We start from the raw sequence: 19,170 nt of genomic DNA, 5'->3' as shown, positions 1-19,170 counted from the left end.
TCTGATGCATCCGAGCACTTGAACGCCCAGTCCGGTTCTTCCTCTGTCCTGCCGAGGATCTTCTATTCACGAAACGAGACTTCAATCATGCGCGCGATCACCATCGTCGGAAACTGGAAGATGAACACGACGCCCTCCGAGGCCGAACAGCTTGCGTCGGATATCAGACTCAATGTCGCTGACTCTGCCGATGCCACGGTGGTCGTGTGTCCACCTTCAATAGCGTTGGAGAGCGTAAAACGAGTCCTTGATGGCTCCGAAGTCGCCATAGGCGTTCAGAATATCCACTCCGACCCCCAGGGGGCCTACACCGGGGAGATCTCGGCTGAAATGGCCCGTGAGTTCGCAAGTTACGCTATCGTTGGACACTCGGAGCGAAGAGCCCTCTTCGATGAATCGGACGAATTCATCAGTCAGAAGGTTGCGGCAGCCGAGAGAGCGGGCCTGCGACCAATTCTCTGCGTCGGCGAGCCTTCTGACGTTCGGAGCGCTGGCGCAGGACATGCGGAGTCGTTCGTGACTACACAGCTCCTCAGTGGACTGTCCGACGTGACCGACATTTCAAGTGTCCTCGTTGCATATGAACCCGTATGGGCGATAGGCACGGGCCAGGCAGCCACCCCTGAAGTGGCTCAGCACATCGCATCAGCACTGCGTAGTGCACTGAGAGGGCGTTTCGGGGCAGCGGCTGACCAAGTGCCCTGCCTCTATGGAGGGAGCGTAAATTCCGGCAACATTGCTGAGTTTGTGCAACAGGCCGACATCGATGGTGCACTTGTCGGCGGCGCAAGTCTCGAGGCGGGGTCTTTCGCAGATATTGTGACAGCAGCGTCTCGGGTGAATGGATAGAGGTTGGGCTGGAGTGGGGCGACTACCCGTTCTATCCAAGCTCACACGACGCAATGATGCACGACAGGCGTCATTGTAGGGTAGGGGTGTGAGATGCCTGAGGAGCGCCGAGATTCGGGCGTGGAGCGTGAGTATGCGCCATTTTCGTCTGTGACGCCCGATGATCGTGACCCTGACGTTCCGGACCGGCTGATTGCCATCGTTGGACCAACCGCGGCCGGCAAGACTGAGTTAGCGATGAGGCTAGCTCAGTTTATCCCAGTAGAAATCATTGGGGCCGACAGCCGCCAAGTCTATCGTTACATGGATATCGGTACGGCCAAACCTTCTCCTGAAGACCAAAAACTAGTGCAACATCACCTTGTCGATATCATCGACCCTTCAGACGAGTTCAGTCTTAGTGAATACATTTGCCGCGTAAAACTAGCAAACAGAATCGCTAAAAGCAATAATAATGTTCCAATTCTCGTTGGTGGAACCGGGCAATATGTTATGGCCGTCCTCGAAGGATGGAAGGTTCCACGTATAGCGCCCGATCCCGAACTGCGTGCACGACTTGAAGATGACCTGTTGACCAATGGCCTCGAACTCATTCTTGACGAGCTCCGCAGTCAGGATCTTGCTGCATGGGAATCTGTAGACAAGAGGAACCCACGGAGGGTTATCAGGGCGATTGAACGGGCAAGGTCCGGCCACCGATGGGGGGAGAAACCCGTGCAGGCAAGGCCGTCGTTCGAGGCCACAGTAGTCGGAATCTCGGGCGAGCGCGCCGAACTCCACGCCCGCGCCGACCGAAGGTTTGACCAGATGATGAAGAATGGATTCATGGACGAGGTTCAGTGGCTGTTGGAATCCGGATACGGTCCTGAATTGCCTGCTATGAGTGGCATTGGCTACAGTGAATTGGCTGACCACCTCCTGAACGAGACTGATCTGCAGCTGGCAGTCCAGCGGGCAAAGTTCCGGACGCATCGGTACATACGTCAGCAGTCCAATTGGTTCAAGGCCTCAGATGAGAGGATAACCTGGTTCAACTGGGCAGGAATTGATAGAGCGGTTGACTTCGTCCGCGCTGCCTTCGAGGAATCCCCACATAAGGCATAAACAACACTTTATCTAAATTAGAACAGAGGAGACGCTATGAGATTCGTTAAGATGCATGGTGCAGGTAATGACTACATCTATGTAGACGCACGTCAGTCCGTAATTGGGACTCAAGGTCGTGATTGGTCTGAAGTAGCGCGGCAGGTTAGCGACCGCCACTTCGGAATCGGCTCCGACGGTCTCATTTTGCTCAGAGAGTCTGAGGTGGGCGATGCCAGGATGCAGATGTTCAACGCTGATGGGTCTGAGGGAATGATGTGTGGCAATGGAATCCGATGTCTTGTGCGTTTCGGTTTAGAAAGTAATGCCCTGTTATCGGATAAGAATGCGTTTCATATCGAGACCGCTTCTGGAGTGCTCAATGTGCGCCCGATCTGGTCGGAAGGCCAGATGACGCATGCTTCGGTCAGTATGGGGGCTCCCAGGTTGCGTGCTGCAGAAGTCCCTGTCACTGCCCCAGGCGAAGGTGGTCCTGTCCTGGACTTCCCTCTGTCTGTCGACGAGTACAGCCTTCTACTGAACTGTGTATCAATGGGAAATCCGCACGCCGTCGTGTTTCTCAAAGACCCAGTTGAAGATTTTCCACTGACTGAAATTGGGCCGAAGGTGGAGCGCCACCAGATGTTTCCAGAGGGCGTGAACTTTGAGATTGTCAATGTTCTTGATCGTGGCCGAATCAGGGTCCGTGTGTGGGAGCGAGGGTCGGGGATCACGTTGGCGTGTGGCACCGGAGCCTGTGCAGTAGTCGTTGCAGCCCGTCTCCATGGCCTGGTAGATGACGAAGTGACCGTAGAGCTGCCGGGTGGCGAATTGAAGATATTCTGGCCTGGTGACGGCGAAGTAATCATGGAAGGGCCTGTTAGCCGCGTGTTCGAAGGAGAGTGGCCAGCTTAGGTGTATTGCCCTCCCTTGTTTTCGTTGTGAATAGGTCAAGGTGTTTTCTGATCCAGTTTTGCCCAGTTTGAATGTGAGCGTCAGCTTCAAGGCCCGCAAGGGCCGGTGCCAGGCGGCCAAACTCCGAGAATATGAACCTGATTAAGCTTGAGGGCGAATCATTGCCTGCCATAAACTTAAGGTTCGGCCATTTGATAGCCCTTTGTCGTTTTAGTTTGCTTTCTAGATCTAGGCGAACTCCAGAACGCCAGCAGTTATGGTGTTAGACATCCTCGGATGTGTTCAATGTGAGCTAATCCATGCTCTCGACTGGTGCGCGTTCGACTCTGTTCCACCCGTTCTCCCCGAGGTTCGGCTAATGCTTTACCACCTGTCACTGTTGCCTTAACATGTACCTACAGCTACGGAGTCCCAGGAGTCGAAATTGAGATTTGCGAGTCGTGTAGAAAAGATCCCCCCATACCTGTTCGTCGAGATCAGCAGGAAGATCGCCCAAAAGAGACAGGAAGGCATCGAGGTCATATCGTTTGGGATTGGAGACCCCGATCTCGAGACGCCAGGCCCAGTAATTGATGTCCTGCGCGATACTGCGGGGGACCTGCCCAATCACCGGTACCCTGAGTCGGACGGCCTGCCTGAGTTCAAGAAGGCCACGGCAGATTGGTATCAGAGACGATTTGGTATCTCTCTTGACCCGGACTCTGAGGTGATCTCCCTGATTGGGGCCAAGGAAGGCATCGGCCACGCTGCTCTGTGCTTCATCGAGCCTGGCGACATTGCCCTGGTCCCCGACCCGGGGTACCCGGTTTATTCGGTCGGTACATGGTTTGCAGGAGGCGAGTGCCACTGGCTCCCTCTGAAGGAAGAAAACGGGTGGCTTCCTGATTTAAATGCCATACCGGAAGATGTCGCTAGACAAGCCAAAGTAATGTGGATCAACTATCCGAACAACCCTACGGGCGCAGTGGCGGACCTCGACTACTTCAGTCAGGTTGTTGAGTTCGCGAAGTCATACGATCTGGCGGTACTCCACGATGCCTGCTACACGGATGTGACTTTCGACGGATACAGGCATCCGTCCTTCCTGCAGGCTGAGGGGGCAATGGACGTTGGAATGGAATTCCACTCTCTTTCCAAGACATACAATATGACAGGATGGCGCCTGGGCATGGCGGTCGGAAACGCCGATATGATCAACGCGCTTCTAATCGTAAAGTCGAACCTGGATTCGGGTGTGCCGCAGGCCATCCAGTACATGGGAATAGAAGCCCTGAACACCACGGATGACTGGATCGATGAGCGTAACGCTGTATACCAGCGTCGACGTGACAGGGTGATCCAGGTGCTGTCTGACATTGGGCTTGAATTCGATCCGCCGAAGGCAAGCCTCTACGTGTGGGCGCGCGTCCCTGAAGGGTCCTCAAGCGGCGAATTCGCCGAGCAGCTACTCGATCAATGTGACATAGTCGTCACACCTGGAGCCGGGTACGGCTCGTACGGTGAGGGATATGTCAGGTTCTCACTTACTATTGATGACGATCAAATGGAGGAAGGCCTCAAGCGGCTCGCTACCTGGCGTGGGTCCGGTAACTAGCAGCGGCAGGACGAGGGAGGAAGAGCATAGCTAGGAAACTAAAGTCCACTCGACCGCGCCGTGAGCGCGCAGTACTGGTAAGTGTGTCATCGAAGCGCAAGCGCTCTCTACTCGATCCGCAGGATTCTCTGAACGAGCTCGCTGAGCTCGCTCGAACAGCAGGCGCAACGGTGGTATCGCGGCTAACGCAGCGGGTGGATCGGCCGTCGCACACGTATCTGGGTAAGGGGAAGCTCAAGGAACTCTACGATACATGCAGCGAACTTGACGTCGATACCGTCATCTGTGACGACGAACTGTCTCCCACCCAGCAGCGCAACCTGGAAGATCAGCTCGGCGAGCGCAAGGTTATCGACAGAACGGCGTTGATTCTCGACGTGTTCGCGTCCAGGGCCAGAACTCGCGAGGGAAGGCTCCAGGTAGAGCTGGCCCAGCACGAGTATCTGCTACCTCGACTGGCAGGACAGTGGACTCACCTCGAGCGACTCGGAGGTGGCATTGGGACGAGAGGTCCAGGCGAGACCCAGATTGAGACAGACCGAAGACTTGTCCGTGGACGGCTTCAGAAGCTGAAGTCCGAAATTCAGGGCGTTAGACGTCACCGTAAGCTCCACAGGTCGAAGAGGTCGTCGAACCAGATTCCTGTCGTTTCACTCGTCGGCTACACAAACGCCGGCAAGAGCACGCTCCTGAATCGAATCACCCGCGCTGGTGTCCGAGCCGAGAATCTGATGTTCTCTACTCTGGATCCGGTAACTCGCCGAATTCAGCTTCCCTCGGATCGGCCGGCGCTCCTGACTGACACCGTTGGTTTCATACACAAGTTGCCTACATCACTTGTGGCATCTTTCCGGGCTACGCTGGAGGAGATCGCAGAGTCCTCGCTGATAGTGCACGTTGTGGACTCCACTCACAAGAACGCGCCTGAGCAGGTCAGCGTCGTCGAGACGATCCTGGAAGAGCTCGGACTCAGGGACGTGCCAGTTATCACTGCTCTGAACAAGTCGGACTTGATCTCATCGGAGGTTGAGTCCAGGTGGGGGGCAGATGGTGTGCGCTACGTCGAAATGATGTCTGCAGACGCCGCGGACTCCGTAAGGGTGTCGGCGCTCACCGGTGACGGTGTCGACGAACTGCTCGAGAAGGTCGACGATATGCTGACCGCTGCCGACGCGGGTGTCGTGACACTGGGCGCCTGACGGAGTCGGGGTAGGGGTAAGGACACTCCGGGCAGTTGGTTCGCACTATAAATGTTATGTAAAGTAGTAACGTGTCCCAGATCGGGTGCGACCGTCAACTTGACATAACGTAGACACATCTCTAGTTCTCCGAGTTAGCCCATTGAGACCTGGATGATTGATGTGCCCACCATCGCCGACATCAGCTCGCTAAACAGACTTCCGTCCGCGCTCCGGTCTACGACCGTGATGTCAGCTTCGTCTGTGATCATTGCCAACTCGGACCCGTCCTGAACATCTGCGACGATCACCAATCGGTCCCCGAGCTGAAAGCTGGCAGCCCCGAGAGTCATCCACGTTCTTGTGAGGACCTTCTGGTCCCCTCCGGTTAGTTCAGGACTGGGCCATACAAGTATGCAGCCTCGGGCCGAGCGCAATTTAGTCGAAATCCCGGGCGAAATGACCTGGGATACCTGAAGCCCGATTTCCGCGGCTCTGACGGGAATTGAGAGCGTTCCGATCAGACCCTCGATTTCCTGTGCCACAGGGTCGTCATCTACGGACAGGACCAAAACGTAGGATGCTTCACCTCTCTCGCGTCCCTCAAACGCGTCTGACTCACACTCTCCAGTGTCTTGGGTGCCATCGGGTCCATAATTCTCAGGGGCTACGTCAAGCCCTTCAACTACCAGTGAACCGGACCGCTCTGTGACAATGCCCGCCAGCAGCCCGTTCGCCCTGATGATCCTCAGGCACTCTTCCGTTAGCTCCTGGTTGACCCCCATTTCACGAACGAGCGTATTTGAGGCATATGGGATCTCTGGAAGAGGTTTCCCTGAATGAATGTCGTAGAATTTCCTGAAGATGTCAGGCTCTCTAGCCGCAGTCCTCAGTGCGTCCGACCGTTCTGCAGTGTCCCGAGGGGCGGTCAGCGATTCGCCAAGAGGCGTCAGTGATATCTGCTCCGATGTGTGAGAGCCGAGGGTAATTCCGTATTTGGATGAAGAACCCAACCTCTGAACGAACGCGCTGCTTTTCAGAGTAGTCCCAAGGGATTCAGCTAGGAGTTCAGTTGGAACCGGATGTCCGCCGCTTGCGTTCTGGATGGTTTCAGCAATGGGAATTACTTCTTCCAGTGTGCTGACTGGATACGGCCTGGTGAGTCTTGTCCGCCTTGCCATGGAGCCCCTCTTAAGCGGTTGAATTGATGCAGTTTCGGAAGACCTAACCCCGATGATCTGGTCTTGCAGTCTGCTGGCCTTCGAGCCTGTACATCTGCTGTGAGCAGTTCTTCATCTAATATTTCAGAAAATGACTTAATTCTGAATAAGAACAACTAAAGCTAATGCGGATCAAGTGTAGTCCGCGAATCTGCGACTTGCAACATCAGAACCCATTTATTCAGGATATTCTGAAACAAATGCCGCTCAGAATTCGAGGCTGTTCCTTCACTGGATATGCACTGTCGCAGTCCAATTTCTGGCCTCAGGACGTAATAAGCAGTAGTGGAAAGGCAGTTCCGATGCAGGCCTTGCTGCGTGGCTCGCAACATCGAATGGCCCTCACTACTTAGACCTCACGCACAAAATGACTTAGACTATCGAACCGTACTGACGACATACAGCACGGGGTGTGAACGCCAAGTGATAGAATTGGAGCATGAATATCACGCACTTCTATACCTATAGATACCTAGATCCGCATAGGGCTTCAATATGGCCACTGGTTTTGTTCGCCATGTTTGCGGTACTCGTCCTGGGAGCCTGCGCATCAGAGTCGGCCTCCACTGTCGAGACTGAGACGGTGGCCGTCGAAGAAGCGTCGGAAACCCAGACCGTAGTCCCATACGATCCGATGGCCCTCCCCACTGCCCTGCCGGCAGTTCCCATCGACATACCGGATCCCGTTCCCGAGGACCTCGCTACCGCATGGGAGGTCTGGAATCTCATTAGCCAGCAGCACGTGGACAGGGACGGATTCGAATCCGAGGAGTTTGATGAAGGAGCGATCCGAGGTCTTCTCGCCGCACTCGGTGATGCTCACACCAACTATGTCCCTCCAGAGGCGTTCCAGATAGACAACGAGGATCTCTACGGATCGTTCGAGGGAATCGGCGCCAATGTCCAGATGAACGCGGATGGGAAACTCTTCATAGTAGCCCCTCTGGATGGCAGCCCTGCAGAAGCGGCGGGATTAAGAAGTGGCGACCTGATCCTGGCGGTGAACGGCGAGAGCATCGAGGGTCTGAGCTTGCTGGAAGCGGTCAACAAGATCCGCGGACCGCGTGGTACAGATGTCACGCTGCTGGTTCGGCACCTTGGCCAGATCGAAGAGGTCGAGCTCGTGGTCAGACGCAACCGGATCGAGTTAGACAGCGTTCTGGTCCGCAATAGGCCCGAGGACCGATTTGCACACATCAGGCTGACTACCTTCTACAGCGACACACCCGAGGATCTTGCCGAGGCAATCGAAGAGCAGCAGGCAAACGGAGTCGAAGGACTGATTCTGGATGTTCGAGACAACCCCGGCGGGTTGCTATCAAGCGTCGTAGAAGTCGTCAGCATGTTCATCGATGATGATGGCCTGATCCTGTACGAACTCGATGGCGCAGGTCGTCGCACCGATCATCGCGCTCGCAACTCCGGGCAGTTCGCGGACATTCCCCTCGTCATTCTTGCCAATCGAGGCAGTGCAAGCGCATCAGAAATAGTCGTTGGCGCACTGCAGGACCATGACCGTGCTCAGATCGTGGGGGACAAGACTTTTGGCAAGGGCAGCGTAAACAGGCTGTACCGGCTCGGAAACGGTGGGGGCCTCTACCTGACTTTTGCCAAGTGGTATACACCAGAAGGCCGCCTGATTGAAGGCAACGGCATAGAGCCGGACCACGAGGTAACTTCTAGGGATCGCCAACGAGCCGAGACGATTCAGCTGGAGAAGGCTGTCGAAGTGATGGAAGAGATTGTCGGTGGCACAACTTCAGGAGGAGCTTAGGCGTTGGCTAGGAGAGGCGCATCAACAAACGGTAAGAGGAGTTCGTCGACAGTCACTGTCAATCGCCGGGCGCGATACGATTACGACATTCTGGACACAGTCGAGGCTGGCCTCGTGCTCGAAGGTACTGAGATCAAGTCGATTCGTGGGAACAAGGTCAGCTTGAGCGATTCGTACGCGAGGCCAGTCGACGGTCAAATGTGGCTGCACAACCTTCACATCGATGAGTACGCGCCGGCCAGCCGCAATAACCATGATCCGAAGCGCCCTCGTAAGCTCCTGCTGCATCGTACCCAGATTGACGACCTCAGCCGCCAGATAGAGCAGAGAGGGCTAACTCTCGTTCCTACGAGGCTCTACTTCAGGAACCACGTGGCAAAAGTCGAATTGGCTCTGGCAAGAGGCAAGAAACGATACGACAAACGCCGGGCGTTGACAGATCGGGAGCGGGAGCGCGAAGCCAGGGCGGCTATCGGGTCGTCCCGTTACTGATCTGCCCTGAGAGCCTCAGTCCCTGCAGCTAACAGCTAGCAACTCTCCAAGAAACTAAGAAGCCGCTGCCTAATAGGTCAGCGGCTTCACACTATGGTAAGGGCCTGGTTTGGGGGGATAACCCTAGACCGGACTTACCCTCTTGATTTCAATCGTCTCACCTGGCGCCAGGGCGACTCTCCTCACGTTGATGCCCAGCTTCAGCAGCCAGTACCCGAGGGTAGCCTTGCTTACGCCGAGCTGATCGGCCGTTGAAGACAGACCCTGATCAGTGACCATCTCAGGAAGAATCTTCTCCAGCGGCTGGTGGAACTTCTCTTCTACGGCGATCATCTTCTTGGTCTTGCGCGTCATCTGCACATCCTCCCTGTCTTTTGATCTTGCTACTATGCTAAATCCGCCCTCCCCAAACTGTCAACAACTTTTCAATACTTTTCCGGCTATTTTCTGCATCAGTGAAACAGCGAACGAGACTACCCGAAATTGTTTCACACATGTACGCACTAGCGATAACACGGGTATTTATTGTTGTGTAAACTATCATGTGAACAGAGCCCAACCTGGGTTGAAGCTGGAAGCAGACGAATGTGCGGATAACTGCCAGGATCTGGATCCTGGATTATGCGTGGTGGTCAGGATCGTCCTCCTGTGCTACTTTCGACTACACAGGAGGTGGGTCGATTGACGATTCCCTTGATCAATGAAATAAGGACAAATCACGGACTGGAGCATGCGACGGTCTCTCTTCTACTAGAAAGAGGTACCGAGGCCCCAATCGGTGGTTACTCAGTCCCGGGGGGCTTCATTGTCTGGTCCAAGGCAACTCCCGAGACTGTTGAAGGTGCGGTTCACGACGCGTTGCAGCTCCTGGAAGAGGGCCACTCTGACCTTGCCGTGTCTTCTCACTGCGGGACTAACATAGTAATTTCGGCAGTTCTTGGAGGGATCACTGCCTACCTGGCGGGGCGAGGACGAGGACTGGCGCCGATGGTCCGAGGGGCAATCCTCGGTCTGTTGGTGGCGAAGACGCTTGGTCCACCAATCGGCAAATTGGTGCAGCAAAAGGTGACTGTCTCTGCTGAACCAGCCGGTATGTCCGTAAAGGACATCAGAGTTTTGAAGCTGTCGCCGGTAACTATCGTTTGGGTATCGACTACCCACTGAGCCGCAGAGGTAGGTCTCTTGATGGATCGAGGAATCAGAGCTCACATCCCAAGAGTGTGAATAGGTCACACTCCCCTACCCGCAGGGCCAGGAGGTCTGGACAGGTTTTGGGCAGTTTTGGCCATGCCCCAAACTGCTGTGCTACACTTTTTATCGGACACCTTCGAGTCCCTGTAGCTCAGTTGGATAGAGCGGCTGCCTTCTAAGCAGCGGGTCGCGGGTTCGAATCCTGCCAGGGACGCTCCTCTACCTTCTCTCGATCTGCCTTCGTCATAGCTGACATTCTGAATTGACTGCCATATCGTTCCATTAAATGCACGAATTTTGACGGAAGAGAGATCATATCGCGATATGGATATTGTAGTGCAGGTATCTTCCGAAGCTTAGCAGGCCCCCCAAGACTCAAGGTAAGAGACACATCGGAGCAACCTATGCGCAGTCAGTCATTCAGTGAACACCTCTGGCAATTGGCGACCCCGACATGGCAAGCAATCATGCGGCACCCGTTCCTTCGCGAACTGGAGTCCGGCACACTGCCGATAGAGAAGTTCTCCTACTATATCGTCCAGGACTACCATTACCTGGCGGGGTTCGGTCGCTGTGCAGCCGCGGCACTCTCGGCAGCCCAGGACACGAATACTGCGCGGAGGCTACTGCATAGAGTTACCACCCCCGTTGAACGACCTCTGCATGGGAGGCTGTTTGACGCACTGGGTGTGTCAACGGACGAGGTGGATGCCAGCCACCCGGCTCCAACCAATATCGCATATCAGAATCACATGGAAGTTTCCATGCGAGCCGGCGGGATGGCGTGCGGCGTCGCAGCACTACTCCCCTGCCCTCGCATCTACCATGAGGTTGGAAAGATTTTGAGTGAGCCTGACGACCCGGTTTTCAAGATCTGGCGTTCAACATACTCAGAAGGTCTGCTCAAAGAGAGCACCCGCGCGTGGAGTGAACATCTGGACGACCTGGCGGCGACCGCTGGTCCAGACCTCCTGGAGCAGATGACTGCAGCTTACCTCACCAGCGCACAGTATGAGCACATGTTCTGGTCTATGGCGTATAATCTCGAACAGTGGCCCGTCGACGCCGACCCGCATTGATGGGTAGGCGATCGGTTCGGAATCCAGCACAAATCAAAGGGGCAGAAAAATGAGTCCACGAAGATACGCGGGCACGGTAAATGCCCCAGACTTCCCCTCCACCCTCGACTGGCTGAACACAGAGCGACCTCTACAGCTTGCCGACTTCAATGGCAAGATCCTGATACTGGACTTCTGGACCTACTGTTGAATTAACTGCATGCACGTATTTCCGCAGTTGCGGAAACTGGAGCAGAAGTATGCAGGCGAGCTGGCGGTAGTTGGCGTCCACTCCGCCAAGTTCAACGCTGAGAAGTCCTCCGACAATGTCCGCAGAGCGATCTTGAGATACGAGATCGAACACCCGGTGATAAACGATGCCGACTTCATGGTCTGGCAACAGTACGCCGTTCGCGCGTGGCCCACGTTTATGTTCATAGGGCCCGACGGTAAGGTCGTAGGCAAGCACGAAGGCGAGTTCCCGATAGAGGCTCTCGACAATCTGTTGGCCACAATGATCGAGGAGTACGATCAAGCAGGAGAGATTGACAGACGCCCTCTCGACTTTGCCTTAGAGAGCGCAAAAGCAGGGGAACGGCCGTTGTCGTTTCCCGGCAAGGTGCTTGCAAGTGAGCAGGGTCTGTTCATCTCAGACTCGAACCACAACAGGGTCGTCTGGACAGATCTGGATGGTAATGTCAGGCAGACATTCGGAAGAGGCGAGCGTGGACTGAAAGACGGCTCTGCAGAAGAGGCGTGGTTCTACGATCCGCAGGGGTGCGAACTGGACTGGCCTCACCTATACGTAGCAGACACCAAGAATCACTCCATTCGACAGATTGACCTTGAGAGCCTGGAAGTGAGGACGCTTGCCGGCACCGGCTTGCAGTCGCGTGGATTCCACGCTGGCGGAAACGGGCGCTTCGTTGCTCTCAAATCGCCTTGGGACGTTACCAAGGTTGGCAATTACCTCTACATTGCCATGGCCGGGTTCCACCAGCTATGGAAGTTGGACCTGAACACCAGGGAGACATCTGTCCACGCTGGCAATGGCAGGGAGCGTATCATTGATGGTCCCCTCTCGCAGGCGGAGCTGGCCCAACCGAGCGGCATCACCACCGACGGTCAGACGCTCTATTTCGCCGACAGCGAGACCAGCTCAATCAGGTCGGCTGCCATTGACCCGATGGGCAGCGTGAATTCTATAGTGGGGCTCGACCTTTTCACCTTTGGAGACGTCGATGGTGCAGGAAAAGACGTGAGGCTCCAGCACCCTATCGGTGTCGACCTGGACGAAGGATCGCTCTGGATCGCCGACACCTACAACAATAAGATCAAACGACTTGACCCAGTTTCCGGAGTTTGCCAGTCGGTGTTCGGTTCGGGTTCAGTCGGTCACGACGACGGCCCCGGCAGTGACGCTACGTTCTTCGAGCCCGCTGGCGTCAGCGTGCATGATGGGAAGATGTACATCGCCGACACTAACAATCACGCCATCAGGGTTGTGGACATGGACTCGAACCAGGTCTCAACGCTTGACATAACTGGTCTGTAAGGTTCCGACATGTCCAATCGATTGGCCAAAGAGACCAGTCCGTACCTCCTCCAGCACGCGGAGAATCCAGTGGACTGGTACCCCTGGGGCGATGAAGCTTTCGAGGCTGCTCGTCAGAGGGACGTTCCGGTTCTGCTAAGTGTCGGATATTCTTCCTGCCACTGGTGTCATGTAATGGAGCGCGAGTCGTTCGAAAACGAACAGATCGCCGACATGATGAACCGATGGTTCGTCAACATTAAGGTCGACCGTGAAGAGAGGCCGGACGTTGATTCCGTCTATATGACGGCGATCCAGGCGTTGACCGGACACGGCGGATGGCCGATGACAGTCTTTCTGACCACGGAAGGCGAGCCATTCTACGGTGGGACCTACTTCCCTCCTGAAGACAGAGGCGGGCTCCCATCCTTCGTGCGTGTGCTGGAAACGATCTCTGAGGCTTACGTGTCACGTAAGTCAGACGTCCTTCAGAGCGGTAAACAGCTAGTGGAACGTCTCAGACAGGCATATACGCCTGATCCGGGTGTTGAGCCGCTAACCGAGTCCATTCTTAACACCGCTTTCGAAGCGGCCCTCACCCAGTTCGACGATCGTTCCGGTGGATTCGGACTTCAACCAAAGTTCCCCCAGCCAGCTACCCTGGAGTTCATCCTTCGCTTCTACGCCAGGTCGGGTGTTCCTCTAGCCCTCGAGATGGTGGAACACACCCTCAGCAAGATGGCGGCAGGCGGGATCCACGACCAGATTGGTGGAGGATTCCACAGATACTCGACCGACGCATTCTGGCTCGTCCCTCACTTCGAGAAGATGCTTTACGACAACGCGCTGCTCGCCCGTCTCTACACTCATGCCTATCAGCTGACGGGCAACCAGGAATTCCGTCGGACTGCTGAGCGAGTAAATGACTACGTCGTCCGCGAGATGACATCACCTGATGTTGGCTTCTACTCGGCACAGGACGCAGACAGCGAAGGTGTGGAAGGCAAATTCTTTGTATGGAGACCCGAGCACCTTGTACAAGTTCTCGGAGCAGACGATGCAGCGATAGTCGCTGACTACTACGGAGTCACAGACGAGGGGAATTTCGAGGGCATGTCCATACTCAATGTCCCGGCCCCTCCAGCGGAGGTGGCTTCCCGTCATTCTATGTCGGTCAGGGAACTTGAAACTCTTCTAGATTCGGCCAACGATAGACTTCTCGAAGCGCGCTCTTCGCGAGTACCGCCGATGACTGACACGAAGACAATCGTGTCATGGAACGGCCTGATGCTGGCAGCGATCGCTGAGGCGTCTGCCGTGTTCGAAAGGGATGACTACCTTGAGGTCGCTCGCGCCAACGCCAGCTACCTGCTCGATGAAATGGTTGAATCCGGCCGCTTACGCAGAACGGATAGCAACTCCGAAAACGGCTCGAGGGGATTCCTGGACGACTATGCTTCTTTGATCGATGGGCTGCTGGTGCTGCACAGCGCGGACGGCGACCCACGGTGGCTGCTCGAGGCCGAGACCTTGGCCCGCAATGCTGTCGACCTGTTCTGGGACCCACTGCGGGGACAGTTCTATGACACCGGTTCAGACCAGGAGGCCCTGATCGTCAGGCCTCGCGATGTGACGGACAATGCTCATCCCTCTGGGCATTCCATGATGACTGATGTCCTAATTCGCCTGGCGACAATCACCGGGAACTCCGACTTCAGGACAATGGCGGGACAGTCGCTGCGTGGCGTGCGAGGAATTATGGAGCAGTTCCCCACTGGCGCAGGACACTGGCTCTGTGCCCTGGACAGTTACCTTGCCGACTCTAAAGAAGCCGTCGTCGTAACTGATGTAGATCACACCGAGGCTACACTGATGTTGCGGCGGCTAGCGTCTGTGTTCGAGCCAAGTGCCGTCAGAGTCTCAATGACCTCTGACTCCAACAGGTCCGATGAGTGGCCTGTGTTCTCAGGAAGGACGACCGTAAATGGTCAACCGACTGCCTATGTTTGCCGGAACTACACCTGTCAGCTTCCAACGAACGATGCCGACGCGATGATGGCGGAGTTTGCGCGGTAAGTCCCTGGATACCTCCAATCTGTTGCGCCGGAAATGGGGATAAACTACCATTAGCAACCGGAGCGAATGAGTTGACCACGGACATCCGAGCGATCATTTCAGAGTTACAGGCCGTTGTCGGTGACGACTATGTCATCTACAAGCCTGAGGACCTGATTGTCTTCGAATATGACGGCTCCGTCGACAAGGCACTGCCAATGGTAGTGGTGCTTCCCGACTCGACCGAAGAGGTCTCTGGGTGCGTGAAGGTGGCTGCTAAGCACGATGTTCCAATCGTAGCTCGTGGGGCCGGCACCGGCCTGAGCGGAGGGGCGGTGGCAGCGCAGGGGGGTATAGTCCTCCCTCTCACCCGTATGACCCGCGTACTGGAAGTTGATGTCGAGAATCGCGTGGCCGTCGTTGAACCCGGGGTCATCAACCTGGACCTCTCTGAGCACGTGTCCCAATACGGCCTCTACTACGCTCCTGACCCGTCCAGCCAGCGCGCCTGCACCATCGGCGGAAACGTCGCTGAGAACTCAGGCGGCCCCCACTGTCTGGCATATGGCGTTACTACAAACCACGTCCTTGGACTAGAGGTCGTGTATGCCGACGGAACCGTCGAATGGGTCGGCGGAACGCAGAGGGAATCGGTGGGCTTCGACATCAGGGGAATCCTGATTGGATCAGAGGGCACGCTGGCAATAGTCACCAAGGTTGCTGTCCGGCTGCTCAGGAAGCCAGAATCTGTTAAGACCTTACTCGCCATCTTCAAGGAACTCGATGACGCGAGCGCCGCAGTATCAGGCATCATCGGTGCCGGCATTGTGCCCGCCGCCCTCGAGATGATGGACGATCTGTGCATCAGTGCGGCCGAGGCTGCAGTACACGCTGGATACCCGGAGGGCGCCGGTGCGGTGCTGCTTGTCGAGGTCGACGGCCTGCATGAGGCGGTAGAAGAAGAAGCAGCGGCGGTTGAAGAGGTCTGCAACCTGTACGACCCGCTTGAGATCAGGACCGCCACAGAGGACGCGGAGCGAGACAAGCTGTGGTCCGGCCGAAAAGGGGTCCTCGGAGCTCTTGGGAGACTGGCCCCTAACTACTTGCTGGTAGATGGCACGGTGCCCAGGACACGCCTTGTTGAGGTACTCTCGAGGATCAAGGGTATCTCCGAGAGGACTGGTTATCCAATCGCGAATCTTCTGCACGCCGGGGACGGCAACCTCCACCCTTCCGTGCTATTCGACGAGCGTAAGCCTGGTGACACCGAAAACGCGCTGAAGATCGGCGGTGAGATTCTTGAGCTCTGTGTCGAAGTTGGCGGAGTGCTCTCGGGAGAACATGGCATCGGAATGGAGAAGCAGGAATACATGCCTCTGATGTTTACTGATGCCGATATGGAGGCAATGGCCGCACTTAGGCCTGCATTTGCCACAAACAGCCTGTTCAACCCGGGAAAGATTTTCCCGACTGGTTCGACCTCGGCGGAGTTCCTGCAGTCTGCCGCAATTCAGCGTGTCGGTCCGGGCGCATACATTTGACCAGTCCTACCCGATCCGTGAGCACCGTTAACGAGAGTTCCAGTCTTCAGCCCTCCTACATGATCGACGGCGTCGCCCCGGTCTCAGTAGTCCGGCCATCGACTGTAGATCACCTCTGTGATGAAGTTGCCTCAGCTGATCGCGATGGAGTTGCTACTTTTCCCTGGGGCGGCGGCACGCAGATGTCGTTGGGAAATATACCCCAGCGCTCCGGCATAGTGGTCGACACAACTGCCCTAAACAGGGTTGTCTCCCACAACTCTGGCGATATGACTGCGACTTTTCAGGCTGGCGCTACGATGCAGACTGTTACTGAAGTGCTGGGGCAGGCGGGCCAGTTTCTAGCTATCGATCCGCCTCTGCCTGGAAAAGCAACGGTGGGAGGTACGCTCGCTTCCGGTGCAAGTGGTCCAACCAGGTGGCAGTTCGGTCATCTCAGGGACACCGTAATCGGCATGAAGGTTGTTCAACCTGATGGCCGGATAACCAAAAGCGGTGGCCAGGTGGTCAAGAACGTCAGCGGCTACGACATGGCCCGTCTCCACATTGGTGGACTGGGCAGCTTGGGAATTATCCTTGAGGCCAGCTTCAAGTTGACACCAATGCCAATGTACGAGAGTACGATTACCGCCAGGTTTCAGACGGTAGATCGGGCAGTTCAGTGCGCATCGGAGATTTTCAACTCCGTCGTAACGCCACTGGCAATAACAACGTACAACCGCGTAGTGTCGGAAGCTATAGCCGCAGACGAGAGGCCTGGCACCTACCTTGCTGTGAGGCTTGGCGGGAGACCACGGACCCTGGATCGACAGCTCGACGAAGTAAGTGCCATATGCGCTAGATACCTGGCGATTGATACAGATAAGGCCGAGGGCTCGGGGGGGAGTCGCTTGTGGCGCTCACTTGCAGACTTTGGATGGGATCCTGGATCTGCTCCGGTTCTAAACATCAGGGTCAATGCACTGCCCAGCCAGGTCGAGTTGATACACAGCCTGTTGGAAGGATTTCGAGCGTCGAATTCTGAGGCAGCGATCACCTCACAGCCTGGATTTGGAACTGTGGAGGCGAACTGGTCTGGTGATGAGACTGCACCAGACCTGGGTGAGTTGGCCGGACTCGTTCAACAGGTTCGAACGGAGTGTGCGGAACTGAATGCCACCGCTGTCGTTCAGAAGTGTCCCACAGACCTCAAAGATCTCGTGGACGTCTGGGGCGGCCATCCTTCTGGCATCGGAGTAATGCGCAGGTTGAAAGCTCAGTACGACCCGAACAACACGATGAATCCCGGCCGATTTGTAGGGGGGCTCTAATGGTCGACTCGAGACCAACTGTCGATCCCTCGTGGCTCTTTTCTGGGCCCGACGCTCCTGAAGAGTCCGAACTGTACAAGTGCGTGCACTGTGGCTTCTGCCTGCAGGCGTGCCCAACCTATCTCGAGACTGGCCTGGAGACTGAGTCGCCGCGTGGCAGGATAGCGCTGATGAAGGCGGTGAACGAGGGTCGGATTGGCATGACCGATTCCGTTGTCAGACACTGGGACCTCTGCATTCAGTGCAGAGCTTGCGAGGTGGCCTGTCCTTCGGGGGTGCCCTACGGAAGTCTCATCGAGGCAACGATGGCGCAGGTTGAGCGTAAGCGAAAAGTCGGCTTGTTCCCCAGGCTCGCCGCAGGGGCTGCTCTCAACCACATCATTCCGAACCAGGGCCTTCTTGAATTCACCGTTGGAATGGCCCGCGTGTACCAGCGCACTGGAATTCAGTCACTAGTCAGAAAGTCGGGGCTGCTGCGACTTGTCTCACGCTCGCTGGCGGACATGGAGCAGTCGATGCCGTCGGCTTCCGACAGCTTCTTCAGGGCGGAGGGCCAGACTCTGACACCTGTTGGTGAAGTCAGGGCCAGGGTTGCACTGCTCTCCGGATGCGTCATGCCACTGTTCAGCGGCAACGAGATGGAGGCCGTGGTCAGGGTGCTAAATAGGAATGGGTGCGAAGTGGTAGTGCCCGAAGGCCAGGGCTGCTGCGGGGCTATCCATTCGCACGTTGGCGACCTCGAGACAACCAGGTCCATGGCTAAACGCAACATCGACGTTTTCACAGATGCAGGCGTTGACGCGGTTGTGATCCCGTCGGCCGGCTGCGGGTCTCGAATGAAGGAGTACGACCACCTGCTGAAAGACGATCCAAGCTACGCTGACAAGGCGGCGGAGTTTGTAAGAAAGGTGAAGGACATCCATGAGTTCCTCGTGGACCTGCCCTTCACACCGCCAACGGCTGAGATCGACTACCGGGTCACGTATCAGGACTCGTGCCACCTTGGGAACGCTCAGCGAATCACGTCGGCTCCCCGCCAGATACTGAACTCAATACCAGGCGTGGAATTCGTCGAGCTTCCAGGCGCGGGACGCTGCTGCGGGGCGGGTGGGACCTACACGATTACCGAGCGCGAGTTCTCACTACGGATCTTGGGTTCTAAGATGGACTCGTTTGAGACGACAGGTGCAGATGTCCTGGCCACCGCGAATCCGGGGTGTCTACTGCAACTCCAGTATGGTGTAAATGATCGAGGATTAGGTGCGGATGTGAAATACGTCACCGACCTGTTGGATGAGGCATACCAACTGGAAGACAACGCCGCAGTCGCCCCTTCAAGAGCAACTGCTAATGAGAACAAGCAACCTTAAGAACTG

The 19,170-nt window shown here is 56.1% G+C and carries 16 protein-coding genes and 1 tRNA gene; 15 read left to right on the top strand and 2 right to left on the bottom strand.

The features are described from left to right. Positions 1-87: 87 nt before the first annotated feature. From tpiA to hflX, 5 genes are all read left to right on the top strand, one after another. On the top strand, positions 88-849 hold the full coding sequence (tpiA, locus tag J4G14_00470; protein MCE2456275.1) for a triose-phosphate isomerase: 762 nt from the start codon (positions 88-90) through the stop codon (positions 847-849). 93 nt (positions 850-942) lie between these two features. Beyond that, a complete protein-coding gene (miaA, locus tag J4G14_00465) occupies positions 943-1,953 on the top strand; it encodes a tRNA (adenosine(37)-N6)-dimethylallyltransferase MiaA (protein ID MCE2456274.1) in 1,011 nt (336 codons plus the stop codon). 36 nt (positions 1,954-1,989) lie between these two features. Then, complete coding sequence (locus J4G14_00460; protein MCE2456273.1) at positions 1,990-2,847, top strand: diaminopimelate epimerase; 858 nt, start codon at positions 1,990-1,992, stop codon at positions 2,845-2,847. Positions 2,848-3,271: 424 nt separating this feature from the next. After that, positions 3,272-4,441 carry an LL-diaminopimelate aminotransferase gene (locus J4G14_00455; protein MCE2456272.1) on the top strand — a complete coding sequence of 390 codons (1,170 nt, stop codon included), beginning with the start codon at positions 3,272-3,274 and terminating at the stop codon, positions 4,439-4,441. A gap of 26 nt (positions 4,442-4,467) precedes the next feature. Then, a complete protein-coding gene (gene hflX / locus J4G14_00450; protein ID MCE2456271.1) occupies positions 4,468-5,640 on the top strand; it encodes a GTPase HflX in 1,173 nt (390 codons plus the stop codon). 134 nt (positions 5,641-5,774) lie between these two features. Here hflX and J4G14_00445 read toward each other — a convergent pair whose 3' ends face one another. Then, positions 5,775-6,800, bottom strand: coding sequence for a hypothetical protein (locus J4G14_00445; protein ID MCE2456270.1), 1,026 nt, complete (start codon positions 6,798-6,800; stop codon positions 5,775-5,777). 556 nt (positions 6,801-7,356) lie between these two features. Between J4G14_00445 and J4G14_00440 the strand changes: the two genes are divergently transcribed. Next, positions 7,357-8,613, top strand: coding sequence for a S41 family peptidase (locus J4G14_00440; protein MCE2456269.1), 1,257 nt, complete (start codon positions 7,357-7,359; stop codon positions 8,611-8,613). 3 nt (positions 8,614-8,616) lie between these two features. Further along, positions 8,617-9,105 (top strand): SsrA-binding protein SmpB, encoded by a 489-nt coding sequence (gene smpB / locus J4G14_00435; GenBank protein ID MCE2456268.1) that lies wholly within the window; start codon positions 8,617-8,619, stop codon positions 9,103-9,105. A gap of 123 nt (positions 9,106-9,228) precedes the next feature. On the opposite strand, the gene J4G14_00430 is transcribed toward smpB, so the two are convergent. Then, positions 9,229-9,459, bottom strand: a complete 231-nt coding sequence (locus tag J4G14_00430) for a hypothetical protein (GenBank protein ID MCE2456267.1) — start codon at positions 9,457-9,459, stop codon at positions 9,229-9,231. Between the two features lie 327 nt (positions 9,460-9,786). Between J4G14_00430 and J4G14_00425 the strand changes: the two genes are divergently transcribed. The 8 genes from J4G14_00425 to J4G14_00390 all read left to right on the top strand — a co-directional run bounded on the left by J4G14_00425 (position 9,787) and on the right by J4G14_00390 (position 19,164). Next, positions 9,787-10,269, top strand: coding sequence for a hypothetical protein (locus J4G14_00425; protein ID MCE2456266.1), 483 nt, complete (start codon positions 9,787-9,789; stop codon positions 10,267-10,269). A gap of 167 nt (positions 10,270-10,436) precedes the next feature. Then, a tRNA-Arg gene (locus J4G14_00420) sits at positions 10,437-10,510 on the top strand. A 190-nt stretch (positions 10,511-10,700) separates the two neighbouring features. Beyond that, positions 10,701-11,375 (top strand): thiaminase II, encoded by a 675-nt coding sequence (tenA, locus tag J4G14_00415; protein MCE2456265.1) that lies wholly within the window; start codon positions 10,701-10,703, stop codon positions 11,373-11,375. A 49-nt stretch (positions 11,376-11,424) separates the two neighbouring features. After that, on the top strand, positions 11,425-12,909 hold the full coding sequence (locus J4G14_00410) for a redoxin domain-containing protein (protein MCE2456264.1): 1,485 nt from the start codon (positions 11,425-11,427) through the stop codon (positions 12,907-12,909). 9 nt (positions 12,910-12,918) lie between these two features. Next, positions 12,919-14,964: a thioredoxin domain-containing protein gene (locus J4G14_00405; GenBank protein MCE2456263.1), complete on the top strand. Its 2,046-nt coding sequence runs from the start codon at positions 12,919-12,921 to the stop codon at positions 14,962-14,964. An 83-nt stretch (positions 14,965-15,047) separates the two neighbouring features. Further along, positions 15,048-16,484 (top strand): FAD-binding protein, encoded by a 1,437-nt coding sequence (locus tag J4G14_00400; GenBank protein ID MCE2456262.1) that lies wholly within the window; start codon positions 15,048-15,050, stop codon positions 16,482-16,484. Further along, positions 16,481-17,794, top strand: a complete 1,314-nt coding sequence (locus J4G14_00395; GenBank protein ID MCE2456261.1) for an FAD-binding oxidoreductase — start codon at positions 16,481-16,483, stop codon at positions 17,792-17,794. The genes J4G14_00400 and J4G14_00395 overlap by 4 nt, the downstream gene beginning before the upstream one ends. After that, positions 17,794-19,164, top strand: coding sequence for a (Fe-S)-binding protein (locus J4G14_00390; GenBank protein MCE2456260.1), 1,371 nt, complete (start codon positions 17,794-17,796; stop codon positions 19,162-19,164). Before J4G14_00395 ends, J4G14_00390 begins: the two co-directional genes overlap by 1 nt. Positions 19,165-19,170 lie beyond the last annotated feature (6 nt).

Source organism: Dehalococcoidia bacterium (assembly GCA_021295915.1).
Taxonomy (GTDB): Bacteria; Chloroflexota; Dehalococcoidia; order Lucifugimonadales; family UBA1123; genus VXRN01.
The sequence above is the reverse complement of the archived record's forward strand: the minus strand, read 5'-3'. Positions and strand labels throughout refer to the sequence as shown.